This window comes from Actinomadura sp. ATCC 39365, from assembly GCF_054392275.1.
The window spans coordinates 4,885,772-4,902,816 of sequence record NZ_CP184335.1; the positions used below are offsets into that span (position 1 = coordinate 4,885,772).

The following is a 17,045-nucleotide window of genomic DNA, read 5'->3' on the forward strand; positions in this document are numbered from 1 at the left end:
CAGGCCCCGCTTCTTCCGTTCCCTCATGCCCTGAAGGTCCCGACGCCTATCGGCCCGCTACGTTTTCCCGCCGGCCCTGCCCGCAGGCCGGCTCAGTCACTGAGCGTCCACCCAACGCGAGCGAGGAGAGAATTTTGTCCCAAGCAGCAGAGGTTCTCGAACTGGACGACACCATCGCCGACGGTGGCACGGCCGTCGGCGCCGACTCGGTCAAGACCTATCTGAAGGAGATCGGGCGCGTCCCGCTGCTCACCGCCGAGCAGGAGATCGAGCTGGCCAAGCGCATCGAGGCCGGCCTGTTCGCCAGGGAACGGCTCGACAGTGAGCCCGGCCTGTCCTCCGACCTGCGTGCCGACCTGGAGTGGATCGCCGACGACGGCCTTCGTGCCAAGCGCCGCATGCTGGAGGCCAACCTCCGGCTCGTCGTCTCCATCGCCAAGCGTTACACCGGCCGCGGCATGCTCTTCCTCGACCTGATCCAGGAGGGGAACCTCGGCCTGATCCGGACGATCGAGAAGTTCGACTACCGGCTCGGCTACAAGTTCTCCACCTACGCCACCTGGTGGATCAAGCAGGCCATCACCCGTGCCATGGCCGACCAGGCCCGGACGATCCGCATCCCCGTGCACATGGTCGAGCTGATCAACAAGGTGGCCCGCGTGCAGCGCCGCCTGCAGTCCGACCTGGGCCGCGAGCCCACTCCCGAGGAGATCGCCGCCGAGACCGATCTCGACGTCGAGCGGGTGTCGGAGGTCCAGAGCTACGGCCGGGAGCCGATCTCCCTGAGCACGCCGCTCGGCGAGGAGGGCGACAGCGAGTTCGGCGACCTGATCGAGGACACCGAGGCCGTCTCCCCGGCCGACGCGGTCTCGTTCACGCTGCTGCAGCAGCAGTTGCACAGCCTGCTCGACCAGCTCTCCGAGCGCGAGGCGGGCGTGATCACGATGCGCTACGGCCTGGCCGACGGCAAGCCCCGTACCCTCGACGAGATCGGCCGCGTCTACGGCGTCACCCGTGAGCGCATCCGGCAGATCGAGGCCAAGACCATGTCCAAGCTGCGACACCCCTCCCGGGCCATGGCGCTGCGCGACTACCTGAGCTGACCGCCCGATCCCGGGAGCGGCAGTACGCCGCTGTCCGAGCCGATCGTTCGCGCCCGGGAGCAGCATCACGCGACACGCCGAGCAGGGCTCGCCGTGTGGACGTGGAGCGTCACCGCCTTGTCGACCGAACCGACCGCCGCGCCGCCGGCGAGACCAGCGACAGGCACGACCTCCGTCCGCCCCGGCGACGGCCCCCGGGCATCCGCGTGCCGCGAACTGCGACGAGGCGCCCCGCCACCCACCGGCGGGGACCACGGGAAACCGGCGAAGCCCGGAGGGGGCCTGGGGTGGGAAAGAGGGGGTAAAAGGGGGCTCTGGAGTGTGTGGAGCTCAAGGCGGGCCGGTTGGGCCGGACCTACTCTGCCCAACGTGAAACGCTCCCGTACGAGCCTCGTCCACCAGGCCGCATACGCGTTCCGGCACCCCCACAGGATCGCCCCCCACCTGCGCCGGCTGGCCCGCGACACCTGGTTCCGGCTCCGCACCCACGACCACGTCACCTACTACCGCGCCGTCATGAGGTCCGACACGGCCCGCGACCCCGAGGGCGCCGTGGGGTCGCACAAGCACCGGCGCTGGCTGGCCCTGGGACGCATGCAGTTCGACTACCTGGTGGAGCACGGGCTCAAGCCCGACTGCCGGATGCTGGAGATCGGCTGCGGGAACCTGCGCGCCGGCCGCCTGTTCATCGGCTACCTGTTCACCGGCAACTACTACGGCATCGACATCTCGCCCGACATCCTGCTGGCCGCCCAGGACACGATCGAGAAGCACGCCCTGCAGGACAAGCTGCCGTACCTGGCGCCGGTGCGCGACCTGCGGCTGGCGTTCCTGCCGGACGAGTACTTCGACGTCGTCCACGCCCACAGCGTCTTCTCGCACTCGCCGATCGAGGTCATCGAGGAGTGCTTCGCCAACGTGGGCCGGGTCATGAAGCCGGACGGCTGGTTCGACTTCACCTTCGACCGGACCGAAGGCAAGGAGCATCACGTCCTGCGCGAGGACTTCTACTACCGCACCGAGACGCTGGTCGAGCTGGCCCGCCAGTACGGACTGAAAGCGACGTTCATGGACGACTGGGAGCAGTCCCCACATAAACAGTCGAAAATCCGTATCACCCGGCGATAACCTCCCGGAGAGTGAGAGACCTTCGCCTGCTGCCCAAGGCCCACCTGCACGTCCACCTGGAGAGCACCGTACGGCCCGCGACCGTGCGCGAACTGGGCGGCCCGCCCGAGCCCGAGGGCAGGTTCACCAGCTTCCGCGAGTTCGCCGACCAGCGGGCCAAGGTGCGCGACCTGCTGCGCACCCCCGAGCACTTCCGGCGCGTCGCCCTGGAGTTCTGCGAGGACGAGGCCGCCCAGGGCACCCGCTACGTCGAGGTCACCTTCACCGCCGCCGCCCACGGGGAACGGCTGGGCGCCCCGGAGATGCCGCTGGAGGCGGTGCTCGACGGCCTGGCCGAGGGCAGGCGGTACGGCATCGAGTCCCGGGTGCTGCTCGACCACTCCAGGCGGCGGCCCCTGGAACGGCTGTGGCGGACGTACGAGCTGGCCACCCGCCACGACGAGGTGATCGGCCTCGGGCTCGCGGGCGACGAGGCATATCCGCTGGCCCCCTTCGCCGAGGTGTTCGCCGCGGCCGGGGACGCGGGCCTGCACCTGGTGCACCACGCGGGCGAGGCGGCCGGGCCGGCGAGCATCCGCGAGGCACTGGACCTCGGCCGCACCGAGCGGCTCGGCCACGGCATCCGGGTGCTGGACGACCCGGCGCTGGTGGCCGAGGTGCGCGAGCGCGGCGTCCCGCTGGAGGTCTGCCCCACGTCGAACGTCCTGCTCGGGCTGGTGCCGTCGCTGGCCGAGCACCCGCTGCCGCGCCTGCGCGAGGCGGGGCTCGCGGTCACGGTCAACACCGACGGCGAGACGGCGCTGGCCGACGAGTACCTGCGGCTGCGCGAGGTCTTCGGGTACGGCGACGACGTCCTGGCCGAGCTGGCCCGCGCCTCGATCAGGGCCTCCTTCGCCCCGGACGCCCTCAAGACGGACCTGCTGACCGCCGTCGACGCCTGGCTCCACTGACCCGTCCGGCCTCCGCCGGGCACGGCGATCTCCGTCACATCGTGGAATAGTTGGCGAATCGACGACCGTTGCGAACGGAGGTGGCGCGAACGCCACGCCAGTGGCAGCCCGTGGCATTGACGGGCCGGGGCCGACCGCCCGACCGAAGGAGCAGCGTTTGCGCACCGACTCGGCAGACTTAAGACTCAGGACCGCGTCGGCGGTCTACCCGGCGGGCATGCTGGCCCCGCCGCCGCGCACCCTGATCGACATCCTCGACGAGACCACCCGCCGCCACCCCGACGCGCCCGCGCTGGACGACGGCGCCGTGTGCCTGGACTACCGGTCGCTGCGCGCCGAGGTCGACCGCGTCGCCGCCGAGCTGGCCGCGGCCGGCGTCGGGCGCGGTTCCCGGGTGGGCGTGCGCATCCCCTCCGGCACCGCCGAGCTGTACGTCTCCATCCTCGCCGTGCTCGCGGCCGGCGCCGCGTACGTCCCCGTGGACGCCGACGACCCGGACGAACGCGCCGAACTCGTCTTCGCCGAGGCCGCCGTGGACGCCGTGCTCGACGGCGGCCCGGCCACGCCGGTCCGGCAGGCGGCCACGCCCGAGCGGCCCACCCCGGACGACGACGCCTGGATCATCTTCACCTCCGGCTCCACCGGCAGGCCCAAGGGCGTCGCGGTGACGCACCGGTCGGCCGCCGCGTTCGCCGACGCCGAGGCCGGGCTCTTCCTGCAGGACCGGCCGCTCGGCCCGGGTGACCGGGTGCTGGCCGGGCTGTCGGTGGCCTTCGACGCCTCCTGCGAGGAGATGTGGCTGGCCTGGCGGCACGGCGCCTGCCTGGTACCCGCGCCCAGGGCGCTCGTGCGCACCGGCATGGACCTGGCCCCCTGGCTGGCCGGGCAGGGCGTCACCGCCGTCTCGACCGTGCCGACGCTGGCCGCGCTCTGGCCCGCCGCGCACCTCGACGGCATCCGGCTGCTCATCTTCGGCGGCGAGGCGTGCCCGCCCGAGCTCGCCGAACGGCTGGCCGTGCCCGGTCGCGAGGTGTGGAACACCTACGGGCCCACCGAGGCGACCGTGGTGGCCTCGGCCGCCCGCCTGACGGGGGAGGGCCCCGTACGCATCGGGCTGCCCCTGGACGGCTGGGACCTGGCGGTCGTGGACGGCGCGGGCGAGCCGGTCGCCATGGGCGAGACCGGCGAGCTGATCATCGGCGGCGTGGGCCTGGCCCGCTACCTCGACCCGGCCAAGGACGCCGAGAAGTACGCGCCGCTGCCGTCCCTGGGCTGGGAGCGCGCCTACCGCAGCGGCGACCTCGTCCGCGCCGAGCCGGAGGGCCTCGTCTTCGCCGGCCGCGCCGACGACCAGGTGAAACTGGGCGGACGCCGGATCGAGCTCGGCGAGGTGGACGCCGCCCTGAGCGCGCTGCCCGGCGTCACCGGCGCGGCCGCCGCCGTCCGCACCGCGGGCGGCGGCCACCAGGTGCTCGTCGGCTACGTCGTCACCGGGCCCGGCTTCGACGCCGGACGGGCCCGCGAGCTGCTGGCCGGGTCGCTGCCCGCCGCGCTCGTGCCCCGCCTGGCCCCCGTGGACGCCCTGCCCACCAGGACCTCCGGCAAGATCGACCGGGACGCGCTCCCGTGGCCGCTGGACGGCCCGGCAGCTGCGGACGCCGCCTTCACCCCGGCCGAGGCGCTGCTGGCCGCGCAGTGGACCGAGATCCTCGGCGTGCGCCCGGAAGGGCCCGAGTCGGACTTCTTCGCCGACGGCGGCACCAGCCTGGCCGCCGCCCGCCTGGTCTCCGTGCTGCGGGCCACCCACCCCGACGTGGCCGTCGGCGACGTCTACGCGCACCCGACCCTCGCCGGGCTGGCCGAGCTGCTGGCCGCCAGGGGCGGGACCCACGCCCCCGCGCACGCCGCGGCCGCCCCCATGCCCGGACGCGCCGCGCTGGCGCAGATCGCGCTGATGATCCCGCTGCTCACCGTGGGCGCGCTGCGCTGGGTCGTGCCGCTGGCCGCGCTCGGCAACGTGCTCGCCCCACCATGGGCGCCGCGGCTGTCGTGGTGGTGGGTGACGCTGGGCGCGCTGGCGTTCGTCACCCCCATGGGACGCATGGGCCTGTCGGCGGCGGTCGCCCGGCTGCTGCTGCGCGGCGTGCGCCCCGGCGCCCACCCGCGCGGCGGCGGCGTGCACCTGCGGTTGTGGTTCGCCGAGCGGTTCGCCGAACGGCTCGGCGTGCCCGACCTGGCCGGCGCGCCCTGGATGGCCTGGTACGCCCGGCTGCTCGGCGCCACCGTCGGCCCGGACGCCGACCTGCACTCGCCCCCGCCGATCACCGGCCTGCTCAAGCTGGGCAGGGGCGCCTCCGTCGAGCAGGAGGTCGACCTCGCCGGCCACTGGTACGACGGCGACGTGCTGCACGTCGGCGAGATCCGCATCGGCGCGGGCGCCACCGTCGGCTCCCGCTCGACCCTGCTGCCCGGCGCGCGCGTCGGCAAGAACTCGCAGGTCGCCCCCGGTTCCGCGGTGGCCGGGACGGTCCCGTCGGGCGAGCGCTGGGCCGGCGTCCCGGCCTTCCGCCAGGGCAGGCCGCGCCGTTCCCGGCCGGCCGAACGCGCCGCCCGCTCCGGCCCGTGGGTCGCCCTGTACGGGGTGAGCGCGGTCGTGCTCAGCCTGCTCCCGGTGGCCGCGGCCGGTGTCGCGCTCGCCGTCCTGGCCGCCTTCGCCGGGGACGAGCCCACGCTCGGCGGCGCGCTGGCCGCCGCCCTGCCCGCCGTACCGTTGGCCACGGTCGCCGGCATGGCCGCCTTCGCGCTGGTCACGCTGGCGGGCGTCCGGCTGCTCGGCCTGGGGCTGCACCCCGGTCACCATCCGGTGCACAGCCGTCCGGCCTGGCAGGCGTGGGTCACCGGCCGGCTGATGGCCTCGGCCCGGGTGTGGCTGTTCCCGCTGTACGCCAGCGTCCTGACGCCCGTCTGGCTGCGGGCGCTCGGCATGAAGGTGGGCCGCGGCGCCGAGCTGTCCACCGTGCTCGCGCTGCCCACGATGACCTCCGTCGGCGACGGCGCCTTCCTGGCCGACGACACCATGGTGGCCCCGTACGAGCTGGACGGCGGCTGGATGCGCCTGGCCTCGGCGCGGATCGGCAAACGCGCCTTCCTCGGCAACTCCGGGATGACCGCCCCCGGCCGCAAGGTGCCCAAGGACGGCCTGGTCGGCGTGCTCTCGGCGACGCCCAAGAAGGCCAAGTCGGGCTCCTCGTACGTGGGCATGCCGCCCATGAAGCTGCGCCGCACGGCCGAGGAGGCCGACCGCAGCAGGACCTACGACCCGCCCGCGCGGTACAAGGCGGCGCGGGCGCTGGTCGAGGCGTGCCGGGTGGTGCCCGCGATGGGCGTGGTCGCGCTGGCCGTCCTGGCCGTGGCCGCGTTCGAGTGGCTGGCCGCCGGTTACGGCTTCGCCGTCGCCGCCGCGCTGGGCGGGCTGGTCGTGCTGGCCGCCGGGGTGCTCGCCGCGGCGGTCGCGACGGCCGCCAAATGGGCGCTGGTCGGCCGGATCTCGGCCGGGAACAGGCCGCTGTGGAGCTCGTTCGTGTGGCGCAACGAGCTGGCGGACAACTTCGTCGAGGTGCTGGCGGCGCCCTGGTTCGCCCAGCCCTGGCTGGGGACCGCCCCGCTGAACGTGTGGCTGCGCTCCCTCGGGGCACGCATCGGACGTGGGGTCACCTGCGAGACGTACTGGCTGCCGGAGGCGGATCTGGTGACACTCGGCGACGGCGCGTGCGTCAACCGGGGATGCGTGCTGCAGACGCACCTGTTCCACGACCGCGTCATGAGCATCGACACGGTGACGCTGGAGGACGGCGCGACGCTCGGCCCGCACGGCGTCGTCCTGCCCGCCGCGCGGGTGGGCGCGGGCACGACGGTCGGGCCGGCGTCCCTGGTCATGCGCGGCGAGGTGCTGCCCGGCGGCAGCCGGTGGTTCGGCAACCCCGTCTCGGCGTGGCGATGACGGCGTACTTCCCGGGGCACGGCGACCACCGGTACGCGGTCGAGCACTACGACCTGGCGCTGCACTACCGGATCGGGGCCAACCGGCTCGACGGCACGGCCCGCCTGACGGTCTCGGCCGCCGAGCCGCTCGGCGACCTCGGCCTCGACCTCGGCCACTTCCGCGTCCAGGGCGTCACGGTGGACGGCCGGGCAGTCCGCCACACGCACGGCCAGGGCAAGCTGCGCCTCACCCTGCCCGGACCGCTGGCCGCCGGGGGGCGGGCCGTCGTCGAGGTGCGGTACGCGGGCACGCCCGTCCCGGTGCGCAGCCCGTGGGGCGGGCTCGGCTGGGAGGAGCTGACCGACGGCGCGCTCGTGGCCGGTCAGCCGATCGGCGCGCCCTCCTGGTTCCCGTGCAACGACCGGCCGGACGACAAGGCGTCCTACCGGATCTCGGTGACGACGGCGCCGGCGTACCAGGTGATCGCCAACGGCGTGCTCGCCGCCAGGCGGCGGGCGTCCGGGACCACGACGTGGGTCTACGAGCAGGCCGAGCCGATGGCGACGTACCTGGCCAGCGTGCAGATCGGGCGTTACCAGCTGTCGGAGGTGGGCGGCACGCGGCTGGCCCACCCCGCGCGGCTGGCGGCCCGCGTCCGGCACGACTTCGGCCGCCAGGGCGAGATGATGGCGCTGTTCGGCGACCTGTTCGGGCCCTACCCGTTCAGCGGCTACACCGTCGTCGTGGCCGACGACGACCTGGACATCCCGGTCGAGGCGCAGGGCATGTCGATCTTCGGCAGGAACCACGTCGACGGCGCGCGCGGCTGCGAGCGGCTGGTCGCGCACGAGCTGGCCCACCAGTGGTTCGGCAACAGCCTCACCGTGGCGGGGTGGAACGACATCTGGCTGCAGGAGGGGTTCGCCACGTACGCGGAGTGGTTGTGGTCGGAGCGCTCGGGCGGCCCGCCCGCGGACGAGCACGCGCTGCGCTGGCACCGCAGGCTCGCCGCGCTGCCGCAGGACTTCGTGCTGGCCGACCCCGGCCCGGCCACGCTGTTCGACGACCGCGTCTACAAGCGCGGCGCGCTCACCCTGCACGCCCTCCGCCGGGCGGCCGGCGACCAGGCGTTCTTCACGATCCTGCGCTCCTGGGCCGACAGCCGCCGGTACGGCAGCGTCACCACGCGGGAGTTCGCCGCGCACGCCGAACGGCACGTGCCGGCCGGCGCGCTGCTGACGGCGTGGCTGCACGACCGGCCCCTGCCGCCGATGGCGGGCGGCGCCCTGACCCGCGACCGCGGCGCCTGACCCACCCCGCGCCGCACACACCGCGCCGACCTGGTCGGACGGTCGCCGGGGTGGCGCCTCGGGGACGGGCGCGTGCGCTCATAGCCTGGTCACATGGTGACCCGGCTCGCGACCTGCAACCTGTGCGAGGCCATGTGCGGCCTGCGCGTCGACCTGGACGGCGACCGGATCACCGGCATCCGCGGCGACGAGGACGACCCGCTGTCGGCCGGGCACCTGTGCCCCAAGGCGGTGGCCCTGCAGGACGTGCGCGAGGACCCCGACCGGCTGCGCCGTCCCGTGGTCCGCACCCCGGACGGCTGGCGCGAGGTCTCCTGGGCGGACGCGTTCGACCTGGTCGCCGCCCGGCTGGCCGGGACGCGCATCGTGCACGGCCCCGACGCCGTGGCCGTCTACCTCGGCAACCCGGTGGTCCACAGCCTGGGCGCGCTGACGCACGCGCCGCCGTTCGCCCGCCTGCTGGACACCCGCAACCGCTACTCCGCCGCCTCCCTCGACCAGCTCCCGCACCAGTACGTCGCCCGCCACCTGTACGGCAGCCAGTGGCTGCTCCCCGTGCCCGACATCGACCGCACGGCCTACTTCCTGGCCTTCGGCGCCAACCCGGCCGTCTCCAACGGCAGCGTGATGAGCGCGCCCGGCGTCGTCCGGCGCATCCGCGACCTGCGGGCCCGCGGCGGCCGGATGGTGCTGTTCGACCCGCGCCGCACGGAGACCGCCCGGCTGGCCGACGAGCACCACTTCGTCCGCCCCGGCACCGACGCCGCGCTCATCCTGGCCATGGTCGGCCTGATCATCGCCGGTGGCGCCGCCCGTCCCGCGCTCTACGTGGACGGGCTCGACCGGCTGGCCCCGGCGCTGGAGGCGTTCACGCCCGAGCGGGCCGCGGCCGTCACCGGCGTGCCGGCCGAGGTGATCACCCGGATCGCGGCCGAGTTCGCCGCCGCCCCCACCGCCGCCGCCTACGGCCGGATCGGCGTGTCCACCCAGCGGTTCGGCACCCTGTGCCAGTGGGGGATCCAGCTGCTGAACCTGGTCACCGGCAACCTCGACCGGCCCGGCGGCACGCTGATGAGCAGGCCGGCCGTCGACCCGGTGCGCAACCGCCTGATCGACCCCGGCCACGAGGGCAGGTGGCGGAGCCGGGTGCGCGGCCTGCCGGAGTTCGGCGGCGAGCTGCCCGCCGCGGCGCTCGCCGAGGAGATCCGCACGCCCGGCGAGGGGCAGGTGCGGGCGCTGGTGACCATCGCCGGCAACCCGGTGCGCTCGGCCCCCGGCGGGCACGAGCTGTCGCGGGCCCTGGCCGGGCTCGACTTCATGGTCAGCCTCGACTTCTACGTCAACGAGACCACCCGGCACGCCGACGTCATCCTTCCGCCCACCGACCTGCTCGAACGCGACCACTACGACCTCGTCTTCAACCTGGTCGCGGTCCGCGACCACGCCCGCTACACCCCGGCCGTGCTGCCCAGGACGCCCGGCGCCCGGCACGACTGGGAGATCCTGCGCGAGCTGGCCCGGCGATACCGCCGCCTGGTCCGGGCCGGCTCGCTGTCCGACCGGCTCATGCTGCGGCTCTCGCCGGAGCGGATCGTGGACCTCGGGCTGCGGGCGGGGCCGTACCGGCTGAGCGTGGCGCGGCTGCGCCGCCACCCGCACGGGCTGGACCTGGGCCCGCTCAAGACGAGCCTGCCGGGCCGGCTGCGCACGCCGGGCCGCCGCGTCCAGGCCGCGCCGCCCGTCCTGCTCGACGGGCTCGCCCGCGCCCGCGCCGAGCTCCTCGCCCCCGCCCCCGCCACCGCCCGCGCCGGGCTGCTGCTGATCGGCCGCCGGCACCTGCGCGACGACAACTCCTGGCTGCACAACTCCGCCCGGCTGGCCAAGGGCCGCCCCCGGCACCACCTGCTCATGCACCCCGACGACCTGCGCGCCCGCGGGCTCACCGACGGCGCGCCGGTCCTGGTGCGCTCCCGCAGCGGCGAGGTGACGGTGGAGGTCGGCGCGAGCGAGGACGTCATGCCCGGCGTGGTCAGCCTGCCCCACGGCTACGGCCACGACCGGCCGGGCGTGCTGCTGTCGGTCGCGACCACGCTCGGCGGCGCCAGCGCCAACGACCTCACCGACCCCCACCTCCTGGACGAGCTCACCGGCACCGCGGCGCTCAACGGCGTGCCCGTCACCGTCGAGCCGCTCAGGTGACGGGCACGATCTCCGCGCGGGTCAGCACGCCGTCCTCGACGGTCAGCAGCCCGAGCGTGCCGTGCGGCTGGCGGCGGCGGTCGGTGGGGGAGCCCGGGTTGAAGATGCGCAGCCCGTCGCCCGACTCGTCGAGCGGGATGTGGGAGTGGCCGAAGACCACCAGGGCGGCCTCGGGGAAGCGGCGGCGCAGGCGGGCCAGACGGCCCTTGGCGGGTCCGCTGTCGTGGATCATCCCGATCCGCAGGCCCTCCAGGGTCAGCTCCAGCGTCTCCGGCGCCACCACGTCGGGGCCGTCGTTGTTGCCCTTCACCACGTGCACCGGGGCGTAGGCGGCCAGCTCGTCGAGCACCGGGCGCACGCAGACGTCGCCGGCGTGCAGGATGACGTCAGCCCGACGCAGGTGCGCGGCCACCCGGGGCGGGCAGGTGCGCCACCGCCTGGGCGCGTGGGTGTCGGACAGCGCCACCACGTTCATCCAGGAGTCATGCCCGATCCGCGGGCAGATCCTCCAACCAGGCCCGCCAGGCCGGAGCCTGGTGCGCGGGGTCGCCGAACAGCAGGTGCATGGCGAGCATGCTGCCGCCCATGCCCTGGACGAACCGGTAGAGGGCATCGGGGGTGCGGACGCCGACGCTCTGGGCGTTGCGGAAGTAGACCACGCCCTGGACCGGGGGCAGGCCGGGCGGCGTGAGCCGGACGGTGTCGCCGGGCTCGGGGCGGCCGCCGAGGGCGGCGTACAGGGACCGCCAGGCGCGCGGCCAGTCGCCCACCGGCGGGCCGGACTCGGTGAGCGGGGTCGCGGTACGGCCGGCGAAGTGGCCGAGGTACTCCGTCAGCGTCGCGAAGAACAGGGCCAGGCCCGTGGACATCGCCTCGTACTCCTGCTCCCAGTCGTCGCCGGGCAGGAAGCCGCTGGTGACCATGCGGACCAGGGTGCTGCCCTGGCCGCGGCCCTCCAGCAGGAACTCGTAGGCCACGAAACGGCCGTCGGGGCCCGGGACGCCGGAGTGGGCGAAGCGCTTGAGCGGATCTTCGGCGGTCACCCTGGACTCGGGCAGCTCGGCCCCGGCGAAGGCGGTGCGGATCGCGCCGCCCTCGACCTCGTTGCGGCCCATGAACCACGAGTCGATGCCCGGCCCGGTGGTGATGGCCTCCCACACCTGCTCGGGCGTCGCCTCGACCATGGACTCGAGGGGGATCTCGAACTCGTGCCCCACCTCAGGAGCCCTTCTTCACGGACGGGTGCACGGCGACGATCAGACGATGATCCCGCCCGCCTTCCGCGGACTCGTCATGATATTTGCTGACCAGCGAGGTCACGCACTGCGCCAGCTCCTCGGCGAACGCGGCCCGGTCGGCGGCCGAGGCGAAGCGCACCTCGCCGTCGATGGCGAACGTGGCCACCTTCTTCTGCGCCTTGGCCGCGCCGGTGATCAGCGTGCCGACGTCGCGGACGAGCTGCGCCGCCAGGGCCAGCAGCCAGCGCGCCGACAGCCGGTCGGGGGACCGGGCGGGATCGGGCTGCACGGCGGCCAGAGCCGTGGGGGAGATCACGAAGGAGGCGGCCGTGGCCTGCATGACGCGCTCGGTGACGTTGCCCTTCCTGCGCTCCTCGACCAGCTCGACCAGCCCGTGGCGTTCGAGGGTGCGCAGGTGGTAGTTGACCTTCTGCCGGGCCAGGCCCACCTTGGCGGCCAGGGACGTGGCAGAGCCCGGCTCGACCAGCTCGGCCAGCAACTTCGACCGCATCGGGTCGAGCGACGCCTCGGCGGCCGCCGCGTCTTCGATCACTGCCACTTCGTGCATGCCTGAACGATCGCACCGAAAAAAATCGTTGTCAAGCCAGCCGGGCGGCCTTGCCCTCCAGATAGCGCTGCTCAGGCAGACTGAGCGTACGCCGGGCCGCCTCGCGGAAGGCCAGCGCCGCCCCCTCCGCGTCGCCCTCCATCTCCAGCAGGTGGGCGCGGACCGCGGCCAGCCGGTGGTGGCCCGCGAGCCGGTCGTCGCCGGCCAGGCCTTCGAGCAGGTCGAGCCCGGCCCGCGGGCCGTGCACCATGGCGGCGGCCACGGCCTGGTTGAGCCGCACCACCGGGTTGTCCTCCAGCCCGGCCAGCACGCCGTAGAGCGCCAGGATCTGCGGCCAGTCGGTCTCGGCGGACGTGGGCGCCTCGTCGTGCACGGCCGCGATCGCCGCCTGCAACTGGTACGGGCCCAGCGCGCTGGTGGCCAGCGCCTTGCTGACCAGCTCGACGCCCTCCTCGATCAGCCGCCGGTCCCACGACGAGCGGTCCTGCTCGGCCAGCGGCACCAGCGAGCCGCCCGGCCCGGTGCGCGCCGCCCGCCGCGCCTCGGTCAGCAGCATGAGCGCCAGCAGCCCGGCGACCTCGCCGTCGCCGGGCAGCAGCCGGTGGACGAGCCGGGCCAGCCGGATCGCCTCGCCGGTCAGCTCGGGCCGCTGCAGGTCGGGCCCGGAGGTGGCGGTGTAACCCTCGTTGAAGATCAGGTAGAGCACGTGCAGCACCACGCGCAGCCGCTCGGCCCGCTCCTGCTCCGGCGGCGGCCCGAACGGCACCCCCGTGGACCTGATGCGCTGCTTGGCCCGGCTGATGCGCTGGGCCATCGTCGCCTCCGGCACCAGGAACGCCGCCGCGATCTGCGCCGTGGTCAGGCCGCCCACGGCCCGCAGCGTGAGCGCGAGCTGAGAGGGCTCCGAGAGCGACGGGTGACAGCACAGGAACAACAACGTCAGCGTGTCGTCGCCGGACGGCGTGCGCTCCTCGCCCGGCGCCGGCTCGACGAACTCGTCGGCCGGGACGGCGACCGCCGCGCTCTCCTCCCGCCGCCGGCGCGCGCTCTCGCTGCGGAAGTGGTCGATGACCCGGCGGGAGGCGACCGTGATCAGCCAGGCCCGCGGGTTGTCCGGCACGCCCTGGTCGGGCCACTGCACGGCGGCGTCGAGCAGGGCCTCCTGGACGGCGTCCTCGCAGGCGTCGAACTGCTCGTAGCGGCGGACGAGCACGCCGAGCACCTGCGGCGCCAGCTCGCGCAGCAGCCCTTCGATCACTCCGCCACCTCGTCGATGACCGGCCGCACCTCCATGGCGCACAGTCGCGCGTCCGGCCAGCGCGCGGCGATCTCGGTGGCCCGCTCGACGCTCGCGCAGTCGACGATCAGATAGCCCGCCAGGTACTCCTTGGCCTCCAGGAAGGGGCCGTCGGTGACGGCGGGCACGCCGTCGCGCACCATCACGGTCTTGGAGGAGGCGGGGTCGCCCAGCGCCTGGCCCCCGGCCAGCTCGCCGTTGGCCTCCAGCTCGGCCATGAGCGCGTCGACCTCGGCCATGACCTGGTCGAAGCCGTCGGCGACGGCCTGCTGGGCGGCGGGGTTGCTGTAGATGAGCAGCATGTATTTCACCTGCCTCATCCTAGGGTTCCGGGAAATCCGGCCGGGCCAGGCCGGGCGGGCCCGGCCGGTCGCAGCCCTGCGGGACGAGGGTGCCGGGCTGCCGGTCGTGGGCGGTCCGCACGCTCATGTGCAGGCGTAACCGGGAGCCCCGCGGGCTCTGGTCGAGCTCGACGCGGTCGCACAGGTGCTGGATCAGCCACAGGCCGAAGCCGAACCCCGCCGAGTGGGCGCGGCCGTGTTCGGCCGCGGCCAGGTGGGCGGCGCTGAGCCGGCCGGCCTCGTCCGCGATCTCCACCATGACGCCGCCGGCGTCGGTGCGGGCCAGCACGGTGCCGGTGCCGCCGCCGTGGTCGAGGACGTTGGTGACCGCCTCGTTGACCGCCAGCACGAAGTTGTCCAGGCGCTCACCGGACAGCCCGCCGCGGCCGGCGTGGTCGCGCACGAGGCCGCGGATGGCGTCGAGATCGGTGCTGATGGGACAGCGTAGCTCCGGTTCCATGCCCATGGTCTGATCAGTCCTGCCTGGGTGTGGCGTGGCGGGAAACCCGGCTTTGGTTGCTTACCAGACCGGAGCCCGGCAAACTCCCGGGCCGCCCGGCCGCGGCGCGGACGGTTACTGGAGGCGGGCGCCGATGATGCACGTGTCGTCGTCGGTGTCGGAGTTGCTGTGCGTCAGGAGGTGGTCGAGGCGCTGCTCCAGGGTGGCCGCGGGATGCCGGGCGGTGTCCAGCAGCCGCTGCTGGGACTCGTGCAGGTTGACGTCACGTCGTTCGATCAGGCCGTCGGTGTACATGAGCAGGATGTCGTCGGAGGCGAGCTGCACGTGCGTCTCCTCGTACTCGGCCTCGGCGACCGCCCCGAGCAGCAGGCCCTTGGTCATGTCGAGCTCCCTGGCCTGGCCGTCGCGGACCAGGATGGGCGGCAGGTGCCCGGCCCTGGCGTAGCGCAGCACGCGGGTGCGGGGGTCGAACAGCCCGCAGATCGCGGTCGCGGTGACGTTCGCGGTCAGGTGGTGGGCGACCAGGTTGAGCCAGGTCAGCAGCTGGCCCGGCCCGGCGCCGGTGGCGGCCAGTGCCGCGCAGCGCGTTGCGCAGCACGACCATGCCGGTGGCCGCCTCGATGCCGTGCCCGGCGACGTCGCCGACCGACAGCAGGATCTGCTTGGTGGGCAGCACGACGGCGTCGTACCAGTCGCCGCCGACCAGGTGCTCCTTCTCGGCCGGCCGGTAGCGCACGGCGATCTGCAGGTCGAACGCCTCCAGCGGCTCCCGGCTCGGCGGCATGATCGCCTGCTGGAGCTGCAGGGCCAGCCGGTTGCGCTCGGCGGCCTGCTGCTCGGTGTGGGCGAGCTGGTCGCGGGTGGCGGCCAGCGCCACCTCTGTCCAGTGCTGGGAGGAGATGTCCTGGTAGGCGCCGCGGATGGACAGCAGCAGGCCGCTGTCGTCGAAGACGGGCTCGGCGACCACCCTGATGTGCCGTACGGTGCCGTCGGACCGCTGCAGCCGGTAGGCGGTGGAGGCCGGACGGCGGTGGTGCAGCACGGCCCGGACGAACCGGCCGATGGCCACGGCGTCGTCGGGGTGGGCGTGCGTGGCCAGGCGTTCCAGCGGGATGGGCGGCTCGTCGAGGGACATGCCGTACAGGTCGTGGAGCTGGGCGCTCCAGACGATCTCGCCGGTGAGCAGGTTCTCCTCGAAGCCGCCGATGCGCCCGAGCCGCTGGGCGTGCTGGAGCAGGTTGGCGAGCTGGGCGTCCTGGTCCTGGAGCCGCCAGATGAGCAGCACGCCGTCGCCGAGCCGGATGATCGCGATGCCCGCGACGGTGTGCAGCGGGATCTGGTCCACCAGGGCCGTGATCGTCATCTTCTCGGCCCTGAAGGTCTCGCCCGTGGCGTGCACGTGCTCGATCCTGGCCAGCAGCGCGCCCTCCTCGGCGGCCAGCGGGTACGCCTCCAGGAACAGGCTCCCGACGACCTCGCCGCGCGGCCGCCCGGCGGGGTCGAGGAAGCGCGGGTTGGCGTGCACGATGCGGAAGTCGGTCAGCCGGCCCTCGGTGCCCAGCTGCGGGCGCAGCACCAGCGCCGCGTCCGGCATCGCGTCGGCCAGGTCGATCAGCTCGGGCAGGACCTGCGGCTCGTGGACGGCCTGGTCGGTGGTCTCGAAGGTGTGGGCGCACAGGTCGGCCAGCACCTCGATCTGCTTGACGACCCGCGCGTCGGGCCGCGGCATCGCGTGCGGCCAGCCGATCTCCAGCACGCCCAGGATCCGGCCGCCCGTCCCGGCGGGCGCGGTCGCCCGCGCGCCGGGGGTCTGGCGCTGCCCGATCGAGGGCAGGCCGACGGCGGCCAGGTCGTCCAGCCACACCGTGCCACGGGCCAGCAGCGCGCGGCGGGCCGGTGTGGCGACGCCCGGCGGCACGTAACGCCAGCGCCTGGCCTCCTCGTCGGCCAGCCCCGCGTATCCGGCCAGGGTGAGCGACGCGTCCGGCCCGGCCTCCCAGATGGCGACCGTCGTCGCGCCGAGCGCGGACAGGGCGTGCTCCAGCAGCGACTGCGCCACGGCCTGCGCGTCGGTGGCGGTCAGCGCCCCGTTCTCGGCGGTACGCAGCCGCACCGCCACCTCCGCGGACTCCTCGGCGCGGGCCGAGCTCAGGAAGTCGCGGGCGGCCTCGCTGATGCGGTCGTGGGCGGCCTGGTTGATGATGTCGGCGGCCAGTTCCAGCTGCGTCACCCCCGCCTGGTCGGCCAGGGTGGCGAGCTGCCTGGCGGCGGCGGCCAGGCTGCACTGAAGGCGCTCGACCAGCACGCCCTTGGCCACCTCGACCAGGGCGCGGCCCTCGGCGGCCCGCTGGGCCTCCAGGATCTGGCTGTGCAGGCGGTCGACCGTCGCGGCCAGGCGGCCGAGATTGGGCGGCTCGGTACGCTCCGGCGGCACGGCGGCCGCCGGATCGTGCGGGTGGTGCACTGCGT

Annotated in this window: 12 protein-coding genes and 2 pseudogenes; 6 read left to right on the forward strand and 8 right to left on the reverse strand. The window is 74.3% G+C overall.

The features are described 5' to 3' along the window. Window positions 1-200: 200 nt before the first annotated feature. The 6 genes and pseudogenes from ACNF49_RS24065 to ACNF49_RS24090 form a co-directional block, all read left to right on the forward strand. Window positions 201-1,103, forward strand: a pseudogene (locus ACNF49_RS24065) (RNA polymerase sigma factor); the annotation flags it as partial. Between the two features lie 369 nt (window positions 1,104-1,472). Further along, entirely contained in the window at window positions 1,473-2,231 is a 759-nt protein-coding gene (locus tag ACNF49_RS24070; protein ID WP_357977548.1) for a class I SAM-dependent methyltransferase, read from the forward strand. Between the two features lie 11 nt (window positions 2,232-2,242). Then, window positions 2,243-3,181, forward strand: a complete 939-nt coding sequence (add, locus tag ACNF49_RS24075) for an adenosine deaminase (RefSeq protein WP_482945047.1) — start codon at window positions 2,243-2,245, stop codon at window positions 3,179-3,181. 217 nt (window positions 3,182-3,398) lie between these two features. Beyond that, window positions 3,399-7,181, forward strand: a complete 3,783-nt coding sequence (locus tag ACNF49_RS24080) for a Pls/PosA family non-ribosomal peptide synthetase (protein WP_482945048.1) — start codon at window positions 3,399-3,401, stop codon at window positions 7,179-7,181. Then, a complete protein-coding gene (locus ACNF49_RS24085; RefSeq protein ID WP_482945576.1) occupies window positions 7,178-8,473 on the forward strand; it encodes a M1 family metallopeptidase in 1,296 nt (431 codons plus the stop codon). Before ACNF49_RS24080 ends, ACNF49_RS24085 begins: the two co-directional genes overlap by 4 nt. A 93-nt stretch (window positions 8,474-8,566) precedes the next feature. Continuing rightward, on the forward strand, window positions 8,567-10,672 hold the full coding sequence (locus ACNF49_RS24090; RefSeq protein WP_482945049.1) for a molybdopterin-dependent oxidoreductase: 2,106 nt from the start codon (window positions 8,567-8,569) through the stop codon (window positions 10,670-10,672). On the opposite strand, the gene ACNF49_RS24095 is transcribed toward ACNF49_RS24090, so the two are convergent. The 8 genes and pseudogenes from ACNF49_RS24095 to ACNF49_RS24130 all read right to left on the reverse strand — a co-directional run. Then, complete coding sequence (locus ACNF49_RS24095) at window positions 10,665-11,147, reverse strand: metallophosphoesterase family protein (RefSeq protein ID WP_482945050.1); 483 nt, start codon at window positions 11,145-11,147, stop codon at window positions 10,665-10,667. The two genes, ACNF49_RS24090 and ACNF49_RS24095, sit on opposite strands and share 8 nt — an antisense overlap. 7 nt (window positions 11,148-11,154) lie before the next feature. Further along, window positions 11,155-11,889 (reverse strand): SRPBCC family protein, encoded by a 735-nt coding sequence (locus ACNF49_RS24100; RefSeq protein WP_482945051.1) that lies wholly within the window; start codon window positions 11,887-11,889, stop codon window positions 11,155-11,157. Window position 11,890: 1 nt separating this feature from the next. Further along, the gene (locus tag ACNF49_RS24105; protein WP_357977567.1) at window positions 11,891-12,478 is read right to left on the reverse strand and encodes an ArsR/SmtB family transcription factor; all 588 of its coding nucleotides are present in this window, start codon (window positions 12,476-12,478) and stop codon (window positions 11,891-11,893) included. A 31-nt stretch (window positions 12,479-12,509) separates the two neighbouring features. After that, window positions 12,510-13,736 carry an RNA polymerase sigma factor gene (locus tag ACNF49_RS24110; RefSeq protein WP_482945052.1) on the reverse strand — a complete coding sequence of 409 codons (1,227 nt, stop codon included), beginning with the start codon at window positions 13,734-13,736 and terminating at the stop codon, window positions 12,510-12,512. After that, window positions 13,733-14,077 carry a YciI family protein gene (locus ACNF49_RS24115; RefSeq protein ID WP_352331477.1) on the reverse strand — a complete coding sequence of 115 codons (345 nt, stop codon included), beginning with the start codon at window positions 14,075-14,077 and terminating at the stop codon, window positions 13,733-13,735. Before ACNF49_RS24115 ends, ACNF49_RS24110 begins: the two co-directional genes overlap by 4 nt. 19 nt (window positions 14,078-14,096) lie before the next feature. Next, complete coding sequence (locus ACNF49_RS24120; RefSeq protein ID WP_482945053.1) at window positions 14,097-14,576, reverse strand: ATP-binding protein; 480 nt, start codon at window positions 14,574-14,576, stop codon at window positions 14,097-14,099. 114 nt (window positions 14,577-14,690) lie between these two features. Beyond that, complete coding sequence (locus ACNF49_RS24125) at window positions 14,691-15,149, reverse strand: PP2C family protein-serine/threonine phosphatase (protein WP_482945577.1); 459 nt, start codon at window positions 15,147-15,149, stop codon at window positions 14,691-14,693. A gap of 37 nt (window positions 15,150-15,186) precedes the next feature. After that, window positions 15,187-17,040 (reverse strand): annotated as a pseudogene (locus tag ACNF49_RS24130) (PAS domain-containing protein); the annotation flags it as partial. Window positions 17,041-17,045 lie beyond the last annotated feature (5 nt).